At 71.7% G+C, this 18422-nt stretch carries 16 protein-coding genes and 1 pseudogene; 12 read left to right on the top strand and 5 right to left on the bottom strand.

Annotated elements, in window-relative coordinates:
* The first annotated feature begins 4 nt into the window (after positions 1-4).
* Together QF037_RS24405 and QF037_RS24400 are read left to right on the top strand one after the other, a co-directional pair.
* Positions 5-643 (top strand): ATP-binding protein, encoded by a 639-nt coding sequence (locus QF037_RS24405; RefSeq protein WP_307028632.1) that lies wholly within the window; start codon positions 5-7, stop codon positions 641-643.
* 207 nt (positions 644-850) lie between these two features.
* Positions 851-1816 (top strand): DUF5926 family protein, encoded by a 966-nt coding sequence (locus QF037_RS24400; protein ID WP_307028631.1) that lies wholly within the window; start codon positions 851-853, stop codon positions 1814-1816.
* A gap of 255 nt (positions 1817-2071) precedes the next feature.
* Here the strand turns inward: QF037_RS24400 and QF037_RS24395 are convergent, their stop codons facing one another.
* Both QF037_RS24395 and QF037_RS24390 read right to left on the bottom strand, forming a co-directional pair.
* Positions 2072-2653: a hypothetical protein gene (locus tag QF037_RS24395; RefSeq protein ID WP_307028629.1), complete on the bottom strand. Its 582-nt coding sequence runs from the start codon at positions 2651-2653 to the stop codon at positions 2072-2074.
* A 56-nt stretch (positions 2654-2709) separates the two neighbouring features.
* Positions 2710-3375 carry a bifunctional DNA primase/polymerase gene (locus QF037_RS24390; protein WP_307028627.1) on the bottom strand — a complete coding sequence of 222 codons (666 nt, stop codon included), beginning with the start codon at positions 3373-3375 and terminating at the stop codon, positions 2710-2712.
* Positions 3376-3867: 492 nt separating this feature from the next.
* On the opposite strand from QF037_RS24390, the gene QF037_RS24385 reads away from it, so the two are divergent.
* From QF037_RS24385 to QF037_RS24370, 4 genes are all read left to right on the top strand, one after another.
* Positions 3868-5388, top strand: a complete 1521-nt coding sequence (locus QF037_RS24385) for a PP2C family protein-serine/threonine phosphatase (protein WP_307028625.1) — start codon at positions 3868-3870, stop codon at positions 5386-5388.
* Between the two features lie 100 nt (positions 5389-5488).
* A complete protein-coding gene (locus QF037_RS24380) occupies positions 5489-6946 on the top strand; it encodes an aminopeptidase P family protein (protein WP_373463812.1) in 1458 nt (485 codons plus the stop codon).
* Positions 6947-7051: 105 nt separating this feature from the next.
* Positions 7052-8401: a MocR-like pyridoxine biosynthesis transcription factor PdxR gene (gene pdxR / locus QF037_RS24375; protein WP_307028622.1), complete on the top strand. Its 1350-nt coding sequence runs from the start codon at positions 7052-7054 to the stop codon at positions 8399-8401.
* A gap of 55 nt (positions 8402-8456) precedes the next feature.
* On the top strand, positions 8457-9683 hold the full coding sequence (locus QF037_RS24370) for an MFS transporter (protein WP_307028620.1): 1227 nt from the start codon (positions 8457-8459) through the stop codon (positions 9681-9683).
* On the opposite strand, the pseudogene QF037_RS24365 reads toward QF037_RS24370, so the two are convergent.
* From QF037_RS24365 to QF037_RS24355, 3 genes and pseudogenes are all read right to left on the bottom strand, one after another.
* Positions 9655-10499, bottom strand: a pseudogene (locus QF037_RS24365) (triphosphoribosyl-dephospho-CoA synthase). The gene QF037_RS24370 and the pseudogene QF037_RS24365 overlap by 29 nt on opposite strands.
* A 9-nt stretch (positions 10500-10508) precedes the next feature.
* Complete coding sequence (locus tag QF037_RS24360; RefSeq protein ID WP_307028618.1) at positions 10509-11447, bottom strand: intradiol ring-cleavage dioxygenase; 939 nt, start codon at positions 11445-11447, stop codon at positions 10509-10511.
* Positions 11448-11570: 123 nt separating this feature from the next.
* Positions 11571-12020 (bottom strand): ATP-binding protein, encoded by a 450-nt coding sequence (locus QF037_RS24355; protein WP_307028616.1) that lies wholly within the window; start codon positions 12018-12020, stop codon positions 11571-11573.
* A gap of 237 nt (positions 12021-12257) precedes the next feature.
* Between QF037_RS24355 and QF037_RS24350 the strand changes: the two genes are divergently transcribed.
* The 6 genes from QF037_RS24350 (at position 12258) to efeB (ending at position 18346) form a co-directional block, all read left to right on the top strand.
* Positions 12258-13052 (top strand): hypothetical protein, encoded by a 795-nt coding sequence (locus QF037_RS24350; RefSeq protein WP_307028614.1) that lies wholly within the window; start codon positions 12258-12260, stop codon positions 13050-13052.
* A 144-nt stretch (positions 13053-13196) separates the two neighbouring features.
* Positions 13197-13931 (top strand): YcnI family copper-binding membrane protein, encoded by a 735-nt coding sequence (locus tag QF037_RS24345; protein WP_307028612.1) that lies wholly within the window; start codon positions 13197-13199, stop codon positions 13929-13931.
* Positions 13932-14023: 92 nt separating this feature from the next.
* Complete coding sequence (locus tag QF037_RS24340; protein WP_307028610.1) at positions 14024-14677, top strand: SCO family protein; 654 nt, start codon at positions 14024-14026, stop codon at positions 14675-14677.
* Positions 14674-15132: a copper chaperone PCu(A)C gene (locus tag QF037_RS24335; protein ID WP_307028607.1), complete on the top strand. Its 459-nt coding sequence runs from the start codon at positions 14674-14676 to the stop codon at positions 15130-15132. Before QF037_RS24340 ends, QF037_RS24335 begins: the two co-directional genes overlap by 4 nt.
* 13 nt (positions 15133-15145) lie before the next feature.
* The gene (locus tag QF037_RS24330) at positions 15146-17041 is read left to right on the top strand and encodes a copper resistance CopC/CopD family protein (protein WP_307028605.1); all 1896 of its coding nucleotides are present in this window, start codon (positions 15146-15148) and stop codon (positions 17039-17041) included.
* 6 nt (positions 17042-17047) lie between these two features.
* Positions 17048-18346 carry an iron uptake transporter deferrochelatase/peroxidase subunit gene (efeB, locus tag QF037_RS24325; protein WP_307028603.1) on the top strand — a complete coding sequence of 433 codons (1299 nt, stop codon included), beginning with the start codon at positions 17048-17050 and terminating at the stop codon, positions 18344-18346.
* The last annotated feature ends 76 nt before the right edge of the window (positions 18347-18422 follow it).

Below are 18422 nucleotides of genomic sequence, written 5' to 3'. Positions count from 1 at the left end.
ACGAATGCGTCAGCGGACCTTGATTGGCCGGTTTCCGGTACAGGCCAATGGGGCATCCACTCCGTGGCGTGGGGCAAAGGAGGTCTCGGGGGTGGCGTTGGTGGTGGCACAGGAGGTGCCCACGTCGTCGAGCATGGCCGTACCCCATGGCCCTGCGGGCGTGGGGGAAGCAAGACACCGGATGCGTTCTCAGCTGCGCAGAGGTGGCGTGTCGGAAGCGGTCATCGACGACGCCGTACTCATTCTTTCCGAACTCTTGAGCAATGCGTGCAAGCACGGCCGGCCACTGGGCGACGCCCTGGCCGGGGACGGCGATGTCCGCGCCGCCTGGCGGGTGGACACCGGGGGCAGACTCACGGTCGAGGTGACGGACGGCGGCGGGCCCACCCGCCCTGCTCCGGCCACGCCCTCGGTCACCGCGCACGGCGGCCGCGGGCTGAACATCATCACCGCACTGTCCGACGACTGGGGCGTCAGGGACGACGCCCGCGGCGAGGTCACGGTGTGGGTGGTCGTCCACGACGACGTGCACGACCCGGACGCCTGTCACCGCCGCGACGACTTCGCCACGCGCATCACGGCGCCCTCGGTGTCGACGATGGCCGGTCTGGACTTCGCGGACGCGTTCACCGACCTGGACTAGACGCTCCGCCGGGAAGGCCGCGACGGTCCGCCCTCGGCTGCGGCTCCGTCGTGGCTGGTCCTGCAGTTCCCCGCGCCGTCGTGCAGTTCCCCGCGCCCCTACGGGGCGTTACCGGACCGCCGGGGTTATCCACAGGTTCCCGTCGGTCGCCCCATGAACGGCTAGGCTCCCGCCGTACGAGACCAGCCGTAACCGGGAGACCTCACGATGGCCAAGAAGCGACCCCAGACGAAGGCCAAAGGCCCGCAGATCGCCGACGGGGAGGTCCCGGTCGTCGGTGCCCGCGAGCCCTGCCCCTGCGGCAGCGGCCGCCGCTACAAGGCCTGTCACGGCCGGGCCGCCGCGCACGCGGTGACCGAGCTGGTGCAGCGCCCGTTCGAGGGGCTCCCGGGCGAGGGCGACTGGGTTGCCCTGCGCGAGCTGGTGCCGGCCGCCACGGTCGAGCTGACGCTGAAGGGCGGCCTCCCCGAGGGCGTCCCGTCGGTCTCGCTGGCCACGGTGCTGCCGATGGCCTGGCCGGCGCTGCGCCGCGAAGACGGCTCGGTGCTGCTGGGCCTGCAGAACGACACGGCGTCGGGCGACATCAGCCGCGACCTCGCCGACACCCTCCAGCGCGCCCTCACCGCCGACCCGGGCACCCCGGTCCAGGGCCGCCGCGCCCCCGCCGACGGCCCGCGACTGCAGGATCTGCTCGACCCCGAAGGCACGTTCGAGCCAGTCGTGCACACGGGCTTCGAGTTCTGGGTGCCGGACGCGGAGAACTCCAGCCCGGAGGTGGCCGCCTCCCTGGAGCGCGCCAACGCCGCGGCCATCCCCACCGCCAAGCTCCAGGGCGTGGACGCCGCCTACTGGTGCGAGACGCCGGACAAGAACCACCTGCGCTGGGTCATGCCGTATCCCGAGGAGCAGCTTCTGGACGCGCTCGCGCGGCTGCACGCGGCGGGCCGGGCCGGACTCGGCGAGGGCACCCGGCTCGTGGGTTCCTTCCGCGCGCACGGGCTCACCGTGCCGGTCTGGGACCTGCCGAGCGGGGTCACCGCGGAGGACGTGGAGAAGCCGGCGGCCGAGTTCGCCGAGCGCCTCACCGGCGCGCTGGCCTCGGACACTCCGCTCACCGCGGACGAGCGTCGCGCGCGTGGCGGGCTGACCAACCGACAGGTCACGCTCAGCTGACACACAGGTTCGAAACCGGGAGCTGCTGACTGGTCGGTCAGCGGCTCCCGTGGCGTGCCGGGTGCCGGGAGCCACTCACAACTCCCGTCCGGAGCAAGTGAGTCGGTGTCCGGAAAGCCGATGGAAAAGCGAGATCGAATTTGCGAACAGCCGATCTCTTGTTACCGTTCCAGTAGCCCGGTTGCTGGTGCATCCCCCGTCGCCAGCAACCGGGTCTTTCTTTGCGCCGTTCCGTTTACGCAACGCTGCTGGGCGTCAACTGCCCGTGTACTCCCCGGAGTTGCTTCCGGACCGCAGCAGGAGCGGCCCCTGGCCGCCCCGTCCCGCGAACTCCGCGACCGCCGTGTACGCGCCCGGCTCGCCCTCGGTGCGCTCCCTGGGCGTCTCGCAGGTTCCCGGCTCGTCGCCCGCTCCCACGGCGCAGTGCATCTGCACGCTGCGGCCGCCGGGACCCATGAGGCTGAGGACGGATTCCAGGCCGCCGCCGGTGAGGTTGCGGTAGTACGTGCGCGCCCAGGTCTCCTCACCCTGCGTCAGGACACAGGTCTGCGCCTCGATGCCCTCGGGAGAGGTGAGTTCGGGTCCGCAGCGGGCGGCGGTGGCCAGGCCCAGCCCGAGCAGCCACGGCGAGCTGGTGGGGGCGGCGACCTTGTGATCCTCGTGCGCCCCGTCAGGTGCGGCGCCTTCTTCACGTACGGCCGCCTCATCACGTACGGCGGCCTCGTCGCGTACAGCGGTGCGGCGCTGCTCGCCCACCTGTCCCGCGGACGCCACGGCCAGCGGCAGCGCGACCGCGCACACCACGACGCCCGTCAGGGCAAGCAGACGAAGGTTCATGAAAGGGACGATAACGAGCGCGCGCGGACGGCTGGTTCCACGCGCGCCCGACACCCTTACAACTCGGGCGCGCTCACACCCGTACGAGTGAGGGCGTCCACCGCCGCGTCCACCACGGCCTCGACATCGGGCAGCCACGGGGAGGCCGAGCCGGGCAGCGGAGCACGCTCCCAGTGGATGGCGCCCCGGCCCGTCTCGGACGGGGGCAGCGCGACATAGCCGCCCTCGCCGTGGAAGCGCAGGGAGCCGGGGACGAAGTCCTTGGCGTACAGCAGTTCGCCCAACTGCTCCATGGAGTACGGCTTGACGAGGATCGCCCAGCGGGTGGGCGAGGCGACCACCGGCCCCAGGCGCATGCCCTGGCGGTCGAGGGCGGCCAGCGCCCGGGAGCCCGCGAGGGCCGGCAGGGACACCGCGCAGGGTGCCGTGCCGCCGGTGGCGAGGACGATCGGCGCGGCGGGCCGGTTGGCCCACCACCAGCGCACCATGCGGGCGTCGGTGGTCGCCGCGAGGAGCCCGGGGTCGAAGGGGTGCGCGCCGGGGACCGTGCACTCGGGGTCGGGGCAGCTGCAACGGGCCCGACCCTGTGGGTCCGGTGCCGCGCCCGGGAGTACGGGCCACTGCCATTCCGTCGCGAAGGTCAGGGCCGCGCTGATCAACTCAGGCCCCCCGTCGTTCCGCTTGGACAGGAGCCTGCGTGCCTTTCCGAGGATCTCGCGCATGAGCGCTCGTTCCTTTCCGTTGCACCGCTGGCAACACCGTGGGCCACATCACACCATGTGTCGATCACTGCACTGTGCGTATCTGTTGGCGCATCACACCCCTGTCAGAGACAAGGGGAACCCCTATGGGTCGAGCGTTGGCTGCGTCCACGGCAGCCGGACCCACACTGCGTCTATCAAAAGCATGGGCGTGGCGTGGGGGTGGCGAAGTCTGGCGTTTTGCCGTCCCGCGTGTTTCTCCTCGCCTCCGCCACGGAGGATGGGGCACGGTCGTCGGTGGTTAAGACGCCCGGGTCCGTCACCAGGTTCCGGGTGGATGTCAACCACCCCTGGTCTTCTCCGAGTACGTACCCATCACGACCGCTGTGACGCTCAGTGGAGCAAGGCCAGTCGACCGCAATAACGTGTTACCCGAGTCAGTTTTAAGCCAACTTTGCTTTTCGGCAAGAGGTACACCGGTGACTCACGGACACCAGGAATCCCGGCAGGACAATGCTGGACATCCCCTCACGAGTGCGTGTACATGTGGAGACACTGCTAGCGGCGCAGAATGACATGGGGGTTTGCGATGCTTTTGAGCAATACGCACCGGTCGGAAAGCCGGACGCCATGAACGCCCCTCACCCTCCGAAAGTGGCCGGAATCGATTCAACGGTTCCCTCGCCCGCACACACTGTCGCGCCCGCGCCCGTCGTCCCGGGCACCTCTCCGGTCCCGCCACCGACCGCTCCGAACGCCCCGAGCGCCCTGCTCCAGGACCGGCTCGCAGGCTGGGTCTCCGACCTCACGACCCTGCACGAACTCACGGAACGTCTGGCCCGCACGGACACACTGCAGGATGCCCTGACCGAACTCCTGCGCGCCGGAGCCGCCCTGGTGGGCGCCCGGCGCGGCCTCGTCGTCCTGGAACCGGACGACGGACTCGGCCCCGACACCACGATCGGCCTGGGCCTGGCCCGGGCCGATCTCGGTCACATCGAGACCGTGCCGCGCAGTGCGATGTCGTACGGCAGGATCCTCGACGGACTGCCGGGCGCCGACAGCGAGATCGCCGAGCCGGACCTCTTCGCCGAGGACGGCCTCGACCCCCGGCACCGCGAGGTGGCCGCCCGCCTCGGCTACGCGGCGTGCTACGCGCTGCCGCTCTCCTCCGACGCCGCGGGCCGCCTCGGCGCCGCCGTGTGGCTGTACGACGAGCCCGCCGAACCGGACGAGCGCCGGCGCCACCTCGTCGGCCTGTACGCGCGTCACGCGACCGAGTACCTGGCACGCCTGCTCGAAGTCGAGCGCACGCGCGCGTGCATGGCGACGATGGCGGAGGAGCTGCTGCCGTCCCGGCTCCCCCGCGTCGCCGGTGTGCGGCTCGCCGTCCGGCACCGCACCGGTCCGCGCGGCGGCGGCGACTGGTACGACGCCCTGCCACTGCCCGACGCCGCGCTCGGTCTCGCGGTGGGCTCGGTCACCGGATCCGGCCCGAGCGCGATCGCCGCGATGGGCCGGCTGAGAGCCAGCCTGAGGGCGTACGCCGTGATGGAGGGCGAGGACCCCGTCGCCGTCCTGTCCGACCTGGAGCTGCTGCTGCGGCTCACCGAACCGGCCCGCTCCGCGACCGCCCTGTTCGCCTACTGCGAGCCCGCGCTGCGCAAGATCACGCTGGCCGGTGCCGGGCACTGCCCGCCGCTGCTGGTCGGCCAGCGACGCACGGAGTTCGTGGAGACGTCCGTGTCGGCGCCGCTCGGGATGCTCGCCTGCTGGGAGGCGCCCAGCGTGGAGCTGGAGGCCGAGCCGGGAGAGACGGTTCTGCTGTACACCGACGGGCTGCTGCACCGGACCGGCGACCCCACCGACCGTGCCTTCGCGCGGCTGCACTCGGCGGCGGCCGGGGTGCCGAAGTCGCTGCGGCACGACCCGGACGCGATCGCCGACCACGTCCTGCGCACCGTCCTGCCGGACGGGCTCGACGCGGCGGACACCGAGGAGGACGTCGTCCTGCTCGCCGCGCACTTCGAGTAGTGCCGCGGGTAGCTCTCGGTAACAGGTCCAACGGCCCTGGGCCCCCTTCCGTACGACCGTACGATGGACGGGGTCCAGTGCCGTATCTAGGAGGATGACCGTGGCCGAGGAGCTCAACCCGGAGACCCCGGAAGAGACCGAAGAGCCGATCAAACAGCGGAAGAACGGGCTGTACCCGGGCGTGTCCGACGAGCTGGCCGAGAGCATGAAGTCCGGCTGGGCCGACACCGAGCTGCACGACCTGCGGCCCATTCCCCAGGCCGCCGAGACCGCCGCCCGCCGTGCCGCGCTGTCCGCGCGTTTCCCGGGTGAGCGTCTGGTGATCCCCGCGGGCAACCTGAAGACCCGCTCGAACGACACGGAGTACCCCTTCCGGGCCTCCGTCGAGTACGCGTACCTCACCGGCAACCAGACCGAGGACGGCGTGCTCGTCCTGGAGCCGGCCTCCGAGGGGCACAAGGCGACGATCTACCTGCTGCCGCGTTCCGACCGCGAGAACGGCGAGTTCTGGCTGTCCGGGCAGGGCGAGCTGTGGGTCGGCCGCCGGCACTCCCTGGCGGAGTCCGAGGCGCTGTACGGCATCGCCGCCTCCGATGTGCGCGAGCTGGCGGACGCGCTGCGCGAGGCGACCGGTCCGGTCCGGGTCGTACGCGGGTTCGACGCCGGGATCGAAGCAGCGCTGACCGACAAGGTCACCGCCGAGCGCGACGAGGAGCTGCGGGTCTTCCTCTCCGAGGCACGGCTGGTCAAGGACGAGTTCGAGATCGGCGAGCTGCAGAAGGCGGTCGACTCGACCGTGCGCGGCTTCGAGGACGTCGTCCGCGTGCTCGACAAGGCCGAGGCGACCTCCGAGCGGTACATCGAGGGCACGTTCTTCCTCCGCGCGCGGGTCGAGGGCAACGACGTCGGCTACGGCTCCATCTGCGCCGCCGGTCCGCACGCCTGCACCCTGCACTGGGTGCGCAACGACGGGCCCGTGCGCTCCGGGGACCTGCTCCTGCTGGACGCCGGGGTCGAGACGCACACGCTGTACACCGCCGACGTCACGCGCACGCTGCCGATCAACGGCACGTACACCGAGATCCAGAAGAAGGTCTACGACGCCGTCTACGAGGCCCAGGAGGCCGGTATCGCGGCGGTGCGCCCCGGTGGCAAGTACCGCGACTTCCACGACGCCGCGCAGCACGTGCTGGCCGAGAAGCTCGTCGCGTGGGGCCTGGTCGAGGGGCCCGTCGAGCGGGTGCTGGAGCTCGGGTTGCAGCGGCGCTGGACGCTGCACGGGACCGGGCACATGCTCGGCATGGACGTCCATGACTGCGCCGCGGCGCGGACCGAGACGTATGTCGAGGGCACGCTGGAGCCGGGGATGGTGCTGACGGTCGAGCCCGGGCTGTACTTCCAGGCCGACGATCTGACGGTGCCGGAGGAATACCGGGGTATCGGTGTGCGGATCGAGGACGACATCCTCGTGACGGAGGACGGAAACCGGAACCTGTCTGCCGGGCTTCCTCGACGGTCGGATGAGGTCGAGAGCTGGATGGCTTCGCTGAAGGGCTGATGGTGGAGTGATGGCCGGGTACCAGTGAGGTGCCCGGCCTTTCGTTGCGGTCTGCGGGGTTGTGGGGGCTTGTCGCGAGGTTCCCGCGCCCCTTAGGGGGTTGATGTGGACCTGCATATCGAGCTGGGGTCTGTTGAGGGGCGGCGGGCCGGGCTCGAGCGCGCCTTGCGGGATGCCGTACGTGATGGGCGGCTTGCGCCTGGGGCTCGGTTGCCTGCCACCCGGCGGCTGGCCGCCGAACTCGGTGTCTCGCGCGGGACCGTGAAATCGGCGTACGACCAGCTCGTCGCCGAGGGATACCTGACCGCTCGGCAAGGGTCGGGAACCCAGGTCGCCGCCCTGCCGGCAGTGAGCCAGGACGCGCCGGAAGCCGCCTCACGCACGCGTGCGCCCCGTTTCGATCTGCGGCCCGGCAGTCCGGACGTCGGGACGTTCCCGGCGGCGGCCTGGCTGCGGGCGCTGCGGCGGGCGATCGCGACGGCGCCCTCACTGGCGTACGACTACGGCGATCCGCGCGGGCGCATCGAGCTGCGGACCGCGCTGTCCGGGTACTTGGGGCGGGCGCGAGGGGTCATCGCGCCCCCTGAGCGGATCGTGATCACGTCCGGGTATGTGCAGGGGCTCGCGCTCCTCACGCGCGTGCTCGACGGTGGCGAGATCGCCATGGAGGATCCGGGGCTGCCCTTCCACCGGGAGGTCGTACGGCGTGGCGGCGGGAGCGTGGTGCCCGTGCCGGTCGACGAGAGGGGCGCCTGTGCCGACGGGCTGGGGGACTGCGGAGCCGTCGTGCTCACTCCCGCGCATCAGTACCCGACCGGGGTGACGTTGCATCCCGCGCGGCGGCGGGCGTTCAGCGACTGGGCACGCGCGCGTGGCGGGCTGCTCGTCGAGGACGACTACGACGGGGAGTTCCGCTACGACCGGCAGCCCGTCGGTGCGCTGCAGGGGATGGCGCCGGGGCATGTCGTGTATCTCGGCACCGCCTCCAAGACGCTGGGGCCCGCGCTGCGGCTCGGGTGGATGGTGCTGCCGCCGCACCTGGTCGACGCGGTCGCCGACGCCAAGCTGCACAGCGATCACCACACCGAGTCCATCGGGCAGTTGGCGCTCGCCGAGCTCATCGGGAGTCATGCGTACGACCGTCATGTGCGCGCCTGCCGGCTGCGGTACCGGCGGCGCCGGGACCAGTTGCTGCACCGGCTCGGGGAGCGGCGGCCGGTGCGGGGGATCGCGGCGGGGCTGCACGCGCTGGTGGAGGTCGCCGACGAGAAGGAGGCCGTGGCGCGGGCGGAGGCGGCGGGTCTCGCCGTGGGGCGCCTGGGGGACCACTGGCACGCGCCGGACGCCGAGGGGCGGCCTCAGGGGCTCGTGGTGGGGTACGGGACGCCGCGGGAGCGTGTGTATCCGGAGGCGCTGGAGGCGCTGGGGACAGTGCTGGACGGATTGGGCCAGTGAAGGGGGCGGCTATTGGGTCTGTAGTGGGGTCCAGTTCGGTTCTACCGTCGTAGACATGACGAACTCCCTCGTCCCGCCCGCGGGGCCGCGACTCGTCCTGGCCCTGGCCCAGTTGACCAATGCCGTCGGTGACGGCGCCTACCTCGTGACCTCCGCGTTCTACTTCACCCACGTCGTCGGGCTCTCTCCCGCGCGCGTGGGGCTCGGACTGACCGTCGGGTGGGCGGTCGGGTCGGTGGCGGGCGTGCCGCTGGGGCGGCTCGCGGACCGGCGCGGGGCGCGCGGTACGGCGGTGCTGCTGGCGCTGGCGGCGGGGCTCGCGGTGGCGTCGTTCCTGTTCGTCCGCGGGTTCCTGCCGTTCGTCGCGATCGCGTGCGCGTACGCCGCCGCGCAGTCGGGGCTGGCCGCGGCCCGGCAGACACTGCTGGCGGGGCTGGTGCCCACCGGGGAGCGGACCGGGGCGCTGGCGTATCTCCAGTCGGCGTTCAACGCCGGGCTCGCGGTGGGCGCGGGGCTGGGCGGGCTGGCGATCCAGGCCGGGACGCGGGAGGCGTATCTGGCGGTGTTCGCGATGGACGCGGTGACGTTCGCGGTGTGTGCGGGGGTGCTGCTGCGGCTGGCGTCGGTGGCGCCGGTAGCTGTGCGGAAACGTCACGGCCTCGGTGTCGTACGGGATCGCCGCTATGTCGCCGTCACGGCCCTCAACACCGTCCTGCTGCTGCGGATGCCGCTGCTCAGCCTCGGGCTGCCGCTGTGGATCGCCGAGCGGACGCAGGCGCCGGCCTGGCTGGTGTCCGCGCTGTTCGTGCTCAACACCGGGGCTGTGATGGCCTTCCAGGTGCGGATGGCGCGCGGTGTCACGGGGATCGGGTCGGCGGTCGGCGCGGTGCGGCGGTCGGGGTGGGTCATGCTCGCGGCGTGCGCGGTGTTCGCGCTGTCGGCCGGTGCGTCGCCGTGGGTCGCCGCCGGGGTGCTGGTGACCGGAGCGGTCCTCCAGGTCGTCGCGGAGATGGGGCAGTCGGCCGGGTCATGGCAGCTGTCCTTCGATCTGGCCCCGGCCGACCGGGTGGGTGAGTACCAGGGGTTCTTCGGGACGGGCGTGACCGTGGCGCGGACGCTCGGTCCGCTCGTGGTGACCACGCTGCTGATCGGCTGGGGGACGGCTGGCTGGCTGCTGCTGGGAGGGGTGACGCTGCTGGCGTCGTACGCCATGGGTCCGGCGGCGCGCCGGGTCACCGCCCCCCGGCCGGAGGTCAGGCAGCGGCCCGTGCTCGTGAACTGACCGTCGCCGGGAGCGAGTCCAGGAACAGGGCCCCCGCGAGCAGCCCCGCGCTGCCCCGGGGGCTCCACGCGCGCGCGTGGAGGTCCTCGTCGAAGGCGGCCAGGGCCGCGGCACCGGCCTCGGTGGGGACGTGCCGCCGGCCTCCAGGACGCCGCGGGCGCCCGCCTGGACGTGGCGCAGGCCGAGCGGGCCGGCGGCGTACAGGAGTTCGGTGTCCTGGAGGGTGGACATCACGGTGAGCAGGGCGTCGAGCCGGGCCTCGGCCTCGGTGGCGCCGACCGCGCGCGCGGCGGCCAGGGCATCCAACGCCCGCCGTACGTGCGGGAATCCGGCCCGGGCCTCGCCCCGCGCCCCGGCGGCGCCGTACTTCGCCGACACCGACGAGCCGTGTGAGGGCTTGCGCGGGGCACGCTTGTCGGTGTGCCGGGCGATGCCCTTGGCGGTCGCGGTGATGTTGGTGGCCACGGCTCGGGGGTCCAGGGCGGCCGCGGCGACCAGCAGGCCGAGGGCCCACGTGGCGCCGCGGTGGCCGCCGCCCGCGAGGCCCACCGAGTGCTCGGTGCAGCGGCCGATCGCGCCGAGTTCGGTACGGAGTCCGGGTGTGGGTTCTCCGGTGCGGCGGGCGGCGGCGGCCATCGCCGCGAGGCCGGGCACGAGCGCCTTGGCCGACCAGCGCAGGGAGCAGTGGTCCCGGCGGGTGACGCGGGCGTCGAGGTCACGCGGATCGGGCAGTCCCGGCTTGGGAGCCAGGGCCAACTGCCCGGTCAGCGCGGTCACGGCGGCCTGCGCCAGCGCTTCGTCCTCGCGGCTGCTCATGGCCGTACCTTACGAGGAGGCCGAGGCCGACGGAGAGGCACTTCCGGTCGGGACGTCGCTCGGCGGAGTGCCCGTCGGCGCGTCGCTCGGCGGGGTGCCACCGCCGCTGCCCGCGCCGGTGCTCTCGGCGTCGGGGTCGATGCCGAGGGTCAGGAAGCCCTTGTAGCCCTTGGAGGGGTCCTTCTTGTGGACGGCCTCGAGGGTGAGCAGGCCGCTGGAGGCGCCGCCGCCGTCGTACACCATGTCGTTGTCGAGGGTGGTGTAGCTGCCGGAGTGCCGGGAGTAGGGCTCCAGCGTGAAGATCTCCTCGGCGACGGTGTCGTCGAAGAAGAACTGGCCGGTGTAATTGACCTTGCCGCCCTCGTAGGTGCCGTCCTCCTTCTCGCCGCCGGTGTGGACCTTGACATGGATGTGGCAGGTGCGCGGGGTGTACCAGCCGGGGAAGATCGTCTCGAACTTGACGACCCCGTTGCCGTTGGCGATCTGATAACCGCGCAGATAGGTCCGGTCGTCGGCGGTCGAGCCGTCCTCGCTCTCGGCGGGGGCGGAGCCGCCGGGGTTGGCGGTGGTGTAGCCGGAGTAGTAGCCCCAGGCGTCGCAGTGCCAGATCTCCACGGCCGCGCCGGGGACCGGGGTGCAGCCGTCGGTGGCGTCGACGACGGTGAGGCGCAGGGTCAGCGGGACGCCGCTCTTGCCCTCGGTGATGTCTTTTCTGACCAGGGCGCCGTCGAGGTAGTACGGCCCCTCGGTGACGCTCGTCATGAGCGTCATGCACTCGCTGCCGGTGCTGATGGCGGACGCTGAGGCCGTCGCGTCGGCGGTGGTGGCGTCGTCGGCGAAGGCCGACTGGTAACCGGCGACGGCGAGGCCGCCCGCGGCGACCGTGCCGCCTGTCACGGCGATGGCGCGGCGCCTGGTGATCGTCTTGTCCCTGTGGTTTCCCGTCATGATCGGGAAGGTAGGGACGGTGCCCGTCAGGGATGTGGGGAGAGGCTGAGAGCCGCCTGTGAATGCTGAGGAAGCTGAAGTTCCGCGTCTTCGCGCGTGGAGAAGTCCTCGGGGCGGCGGGCGCTAGACCGCCATGAGCGGCGCGTCCTTCTTCCACTTGAGGATCTTGTCGAAGCTGACCACCGCACCGCCCCGGCCCGGCTTGTTGCCGATGTGGACGTGGTCGGCGAGCTCCTGGATCAGACACAGCCCGCGGCCGTGCTCGGCCTCGCTGGAGGCACGCCGGACCACCGGGGCGGGACGGCCGAAGCCCGGACCCGAGTCCGCGACCTCGATACGACACTTCTCGCCGTCCAGATAGGCGGTGACCCGGTACGCCTCCGAGGTGCCGCCCTGCTCGGCGTCCCCGCCGTGCTCGACGGCGTTCGCGCAGGCCTCGCTGAGGGCCACGGAGAGGTCGTAGGAGATATCGGGGTCCACCCCCGCGGTCTCCATCGTGCCGAGCAGCAGCCGTCGCGCGAGCGGAACGCTCGCGGCTTCGCGGCGCAGATGGAGTGACCACCAGATGCTCATGCTCCAGCCTCCCGGCCGCGGCTCGACATACCGTTACCTATTGCCGCCAGTGGCCAGGTGTAAGCACACAGTTGACGTGACGCCGCCCATATGGGCGATGCGTACCGGGCGGCGCATGAGGTATGTGGGGTAGTGGTAGTTCATATCAGAGGGTGATCTTCCGGTCGCACCACCTATTCGTCATCTTGTGGGCCTGCCGCATGGCCGCCGTGGGGCCAGTGCGATGATGAGCCCGCCATGTCTGCCCCCCACCAGCGCACCGGAGACGGTCTCCGGGTCCCGCGGGCCGCGGTGTTCGCCGCGGTCTGCGTCGTGCTGGCCGCCGCCGGGCACACCATGGCCGCCTGCGCCGCCGTTCCGCTGTGGACGCTGGGCGCGGGATTCCTCGGGGTCCTCGCGGTCGCGGCACCGCTCGCCGGGCGGGTGCGCTCGCTGGCCGGGACCGCGGCTCTGCTGGCGCTCGGACAGACCGTGCTGCACACGCTTTTCGGGCTGGGACAGCACGGGACGACGGCCCAGTCGATGCCCCCGATGCCGTCGGACGCCACTGTGGTGGAGCAGGCCGCGCGGCTGGTCTGCGGGACCACCGCGGCGGCGATCAGCCCCACCCAGGCGGTCCGGATCCTCACCGAGGCACGCCTCTACCCGGGCACGCACGCGCACGGCTCGATGGACACCATGTCCACCGCCGGCGCCTCCACCTCGCTGATGCCCTCCCTGCCGATGCTGCTCGGCCACGTCCTCGCGGCCCTCGCCGCCGGCTGGCTGCTGCGCCACGGCGACCTGGCGCTGCTGCGGCTGGCCGAACTGTCGGCGCACGGGGTCGCTCAAGTGGCGCTCGTGCGGTCCCTGCGCGGAGCGCTCGCTCTGGTGCGCGCCCTGCGGGCCGGGCTGCCGGGTGCGCCGGAGGCCGGTCCGCGGCTGCCGCGCACCGATCAGCTCGCGCCTCCCGCGCCTCGTAGGACCGCACTCCGGCACGCGGTGATCCGGCGCGGTCCGCCCGCCGCCGACGGTCTCGTCCTCGCCGCCTGACACGACGCGAGCACCCCTTCCTGGGTTGGGGGCCGCCGTCGTGCGGCCACACGCGCGTGCCCTGTTCCGAGTGATCGGGCACCTCTGCGCGCGCGTATCCCTCTTCAACTCCGGAATCACACGCGAAGTGGAGTGCTCTCTTTCATGAAGGTTTCTCGTCTGGCGGCCGTCGGCGCCCTCGCCGCCTCTGCCGTCGTCGTCCTGTCCTCCCCCGCGTTCGCGCACGTCAGCGTGCAGCCTGAGGGGACCGCCGCCAAGGGCGGTTACGCGGTCGTCGACTTCAGGGTCCCCAACGAGCGCGACAAGGCCTCGACCACCAAGCTCGAGGTCAGCTTCCCGACCGACCACCCGCTCGCCTCGGCGATGCCGGAGCCGATCGCCGGCTGGACCTCCAAGGTCACCAAGACCAAGCTCGACAAGCCGATCGAGCTGCACGGCCGGAAGATCTCCGAGGCCGTCTCCAAGGTCACCTGGACCGCCACCGGCAAGGGCGTCGAGGCCGGCTACTTCCAGAAGTTCCCGATCTCCGTCGGCGCCCTGCCCGAGGACGCCGACGAACTGGTCTTCAAGGCCGTCCAGACGTACTCCAACGACGAGGTCGTCCGCTGGATCGAGGTCCAGGAGGACGGCCAGGAGGAGCCCGAGAACCCGGCTCCCGTGCTGACGCTGTCCGAGGCCTCCGAGGGGGGCCACCACGGCGCCTCGGCGGCCGAGGAGGCCTCCGACGAGACCGAGAACGCCGCCGCCGCCGAGACGGCCGCCCCCGCCGACAGCAGTGACACCACCGCGCGCGTGCTCGGCGTGGTCGGCATCGCCGTCGGCGCGGTCGGGGTCGGGTACGGCGTGCTCGCCGGCCGCCGGCGCACCACCGACGCCTGAGATCCGCCCTTCCGCGCGGTGCACCGGGATCGTGCGACCTGTCCGCACGATCCCGGTGCACCCCGGACCCTTCACATCTGGGACATTTTGATATGCGCAAGAAGACGTTCGCCGCGGCCGCGCTGCTCGCCGCCGCATCCCTGACGCTGACCGCCTGCGGCAGCAGTGCCGACAGCGACTCGCCCGTCTCGGTGGTCTCCGAGGAGGCGGGTTCCGACAAGGCCGCCACCGTCCTCGACAAGCCGTTCGAGAAGCCGGACCTCGTCCTCACCGACACCCAGGGCGAGAAGTACGACCTCCGCGAGCAGACCAAGGGCCGGCCGACGCTGATCTACTTCGGCTACACCCACTGCCCCGACGTCTGCCCGCTGACGATGAACAACATCGCCGTCGCCAAGAAGCAGCTGACCAAGGCGCAGCAGGACGAGCTGCGGATCGTGTTCGTCACCACCGACCCCGACCGGGACACCCCGAAGGCGCTCGGCAAGTGGCTCAAGGGCATCGACTCCCAGGTCGTCGGCCTCACCGGCGACTTCGACACCATCCAGGCCGGCGCCCGCACCCTCGGCATCTCCATCGAGCCGCCGCACAAGGACAAGAACGGCAAGATCGTCTCGACGCACGGCACACAGGTCGTCGCGTTCTCGCCGAAGACCGACGGCGGGTACGTCCTCTACGGCGAGGACGCCACCGTCGACGACTACACCAAGGACCTCCCCCAGCTCATCAAGGGAGAGAACCCGTGAGCCGGTTGCCGCTCCTCGCGGCCGCCGCGATCGGCACCCTGGTGCTGACCGGCTGCTCCGACTCCGGCTCCTCCGACGACGCACAGGCCGAACTGTCCGTCAGCGCCGCCTACATGCCCCAGCCGGTCTCCGACTCCATGGCGGCGGGTTTCCTCACGATCACCAACCAGGGCGGTGCGAAGGACGACCTGACCTCGGTCACCAGCGATGTCGGCCAGGTCACCGTGCACAAGACCGTCGACTCCGCCATGACGGAGGTCAAGAGCCTCGACGTGCCCGCACACGGTCAACTCGTGTTCAAAAGCGGCGGCAACCATCTGATGTTCGAGAACCTGAAGCGGAAGCCCAAGCAGGGCCAGACGGTCTCCGTGGAGCTGCACTTCGCGCAGTCCGGCCCGGTCACCGTCGAGATGCCGGTGAAGTCCGCGACGTACCGCCCCAAGACCGGGCACTGAGGGAGGGACCACCTTGACGCAGACCATCGCCCCCCGCGTCCCGATCCTGGTGCTGCTGCTTCTCGCGGCCACCGGACTGCTTCTCGCCGGTGCCGGTCCGGCCTCCGCGCACGCCGCGCTGACCGGCAGCGACCCCCAGCAGGGGGTGGTGGTCGACAAGGCCCCGACCCAGGTCTCGCTCACCTTCTCCGAGAAGGTCGCGATGTCCGACGACTCCCTGCGGGTCCTCGACCCCAAGGGCAAGCGCGTCGACACCGGCAAACCGTCCGACGTCAGCGGCACGACCTATGCCGTCCAGCTGCACAGCGGCCTGCCCGACGGCACCTACACCGTCACCTACCAGGTCGTCTCCGAGGACAGCCATCCCGTCGCCGGGGCCTACACCTTCTCCGTCGGCGCCCCCTCGAAGACCACCGTCTCGGCCTCCGGCCCGACCGCCGGCGGCGGAGTCGTCGGCTGGCTCTACGGCTTCGGGCGCTACGTCTCCTACGCCGGGTTCATCGTCATGGTCGGCGGCGCCGCCTTCGTGCTGGCCTGCTGGCAGCGCGGTTCCGGCGTACGGCCCCTGCAACGGCTCGTCGTCTCCGGGTGGCTCGCCCTCACCTCGGCCACCCTCCTGCTGCTGCTCCTGCGCGGCTCGTACACCAGCAGCGGCAAGCTCGGCGACGTGTTCGACCTGAGCCTGCTCGGACAGGTCCTGCAGACCAAGACCGGCGCGTCGATGGTCTCCCGGCTGCTGCTGCTCGCCGCGGCGGCACTGTTCATCGCCGTGCTCTTCGGGGCGTATGACAAACGCGAGGACCAGGAGAAGCGGGACCTCACCTTCGGGCTCTCCACCGGCGGCACCGTCGTGGCCGCCGGGCTGGCGGCGAGCTGGGCGATGGCCGAGCACGCCTCGACCGGACTCCAGACCGGCATCGCGATGCCCGTCGACGTGGTGCATCTGCTGGCGGTCGCGGCCTGGCTGGGCGGGCTGACCGCGCTCCTGGTGACGCTGTACCGGGCGGACACCCCCATCGAGCGCTCCGCCGTTCGCCGCTTCTCCCGCCTCGCCTTCAGCAGCGTGGTGACCCTCGTCGCCACCGGCATCTACCAGTCGTGGCGGCAGCTCGGTTCCTGGTCGGCCTTCACCGACACGACGTACGGACAGCTGCTCCTCGTCAAGATCGGGCTCGTGACGCTGCTGGTGGGCATCGCGTGGATCTCCCGGCGATGGACCGCGCGGCTGGGGGACAGCGCGGTGGCGCCCTCGGTGGAGGTTCCGGAACAGGAGGAGGCTCCGGAGCGGGAGAAGGAACACGTCGCCGCCCATGCCAAGGGCGGCGACTCCCAGCGGGACGCCCAGCTCGCCCGGCAGCGGGCCGCCGTCGACGCGGCGCGGCAGCGGCGGCAGCGGGACGCCGACCCGGATCGGTTCGGGCTGCGCCGCTCGGTGCTCGCCGAGGCGAGCGTCGCCGTCGTGCTGCTCGCCATCACCACCGTGCTGACCCAGACCGAGCCCGGCCGCACCGAGGAGGACGCCAAGGCGGCCACGTCGTCGTCCTCTTCCTCCTCCACCTCGTCCTCGGGTGCGCTGACGCTCGACATGCCGTTCGACACGGGCGGCGAGGACGGCAAGGGCCTCGTGCGGATCGATCTCGACCCCGCGCGCGTGGGAGCCAACGAGATGCACGTCTACGTGGAGCGGCCCAATGGGCGCGGCTTCGACGTACCCGAGGTGAAGGTCTCCTTCACCCTGGAGTCCAAAGGCATCGGGCCGCTGCCCGTCGTCCCCGACCACATCACCACCGGGCACTGGTCGGCGAACGGCATCCAGCTCCCCATGGCGGGCGACTGGAAGATCGCGGTGACCGTGCGGACCTCCGACATCGACCAGACCACCGTCTCGAAGAACGCGCAGATCGGCTGAACCACCATGGCTGACCAGTCCATTCCGGAGGCCCGTACTCCCGAGAAGGCACTTGATGACGGCGCTTTGCACAACGCCGTCATCAAGGAGGGCGTTTCGCGGCGCCGGCTGCTCGGGACCGCCGGTGCCACCGGGCTCGTGCTCGGCGCGGCCGGCGGGACCGTCGGGTATGCCGCCCGGCCCTCCGAGGCCACGCCGCTCGCCTCGGTCGGCGCCGACGAGGCGATGTTTCACGGGAAACATCAGCCCGGCATCCTCCAGGGCCTCCAGGCCTGCGGCCACCTCGTCGCCTTCGACCTGGCGGCGGGCGTCGGCCGCAAGGGCGCGGCCGCGTTGCTGCGCCGCTGGTCGCAGACGGCCCGGCGGCTGATGGCGGGCGAAGGAACGGCCGCGGACGACACGGATGTGGCGCGGGACGCCGGTCCGTCGGCGCTGACGATCACCTTCGGGTTCGGGTACAGCTTCTTCGCCAGGACCGGCCTCGAGAAGCAGCGCCCGGTCGCCCTGGACCCGTTGCCCGACTTCTCCTCCGATCAGCTCGACAAGGCACGCAGCAACGGCGACCTGTGGGTGCAGATCGGCGCCAATGACGCGCTGGTCGCCTTCCACGCCCTGCGCGCGATCCAGAAGGACGCGGGGAGCGCGGCCCGCGTCCGGTGGCAGATGAACGGGTTCAACCGCTCGCCGGGTGCCACCGCCCACCCCATGACCGCCCGGAACCTCATGGGCCAGATCGACGGCACCCGCAATCCGAAGCCGAGCGAGCCCGACTTCGACCGGCGGATCTTCGTGCCGTCGTCCGGTTCGAACGACCCGTCCTGGATGGCGAACGGCTCCTACGCCGTCGTACGCCGTATCCGCATGCTCCTCGACGACTGGGAGAACCTCTCGGTCACCGAGCAGGAGAACGTCATCGGACGCCGCAAGGCGAACGGGGCGGCGCTGTCCGGGGGCTCCGAGACGACCGAGATGGACCTGGAGAAGACGGACGCCCAGGGCAATCTGGTCGTCCCGATCAACGCCCACGCGCGCATCACCCGGCCCGACCAGAACGGCGGGGCGGCGATGCTGCGGCGCCCGTTCTCCTACCACGACGGCATCGGCACGGACGGCGTGCCGGACGCGGGGCTGCTCTTCGTTTGCTGGCAGGCCGACCCGCTGCGCGGCTTCGTCACCGTGCAGCGCAAGCTCGATCGCGGGGATGCCCTGTCGAAGTACATCCGGCACGAGTCGAGCGGGCTGTTCGCGGTGCCGGGCGGGGCGGCGGAGGGGGAGTACGTGGGGCAGCGGCTGCTGGAGGGGTGAGCGGGCGGTCCGGGCGGTCCGGGGAGGGTCACGCGAACGTCCGGGGCGGCTTCCGGTCACGCCGGTTCACTCAGCG

The sequence above is a fragment of the Streptomyces canus genome (assembly GCF_030815415.1).
Taxonomy (GTDB): Bacteria; Actinomycetota; Actinomycetes; order Streptomycetales; family Streptomycetaceae; genus Streptomyces; species Streptomyces canus_F.
Note: the sequence above shows the minus strand (reverse complement) of the source record. Positions and strands in the feature narration are given on the sequence as shown.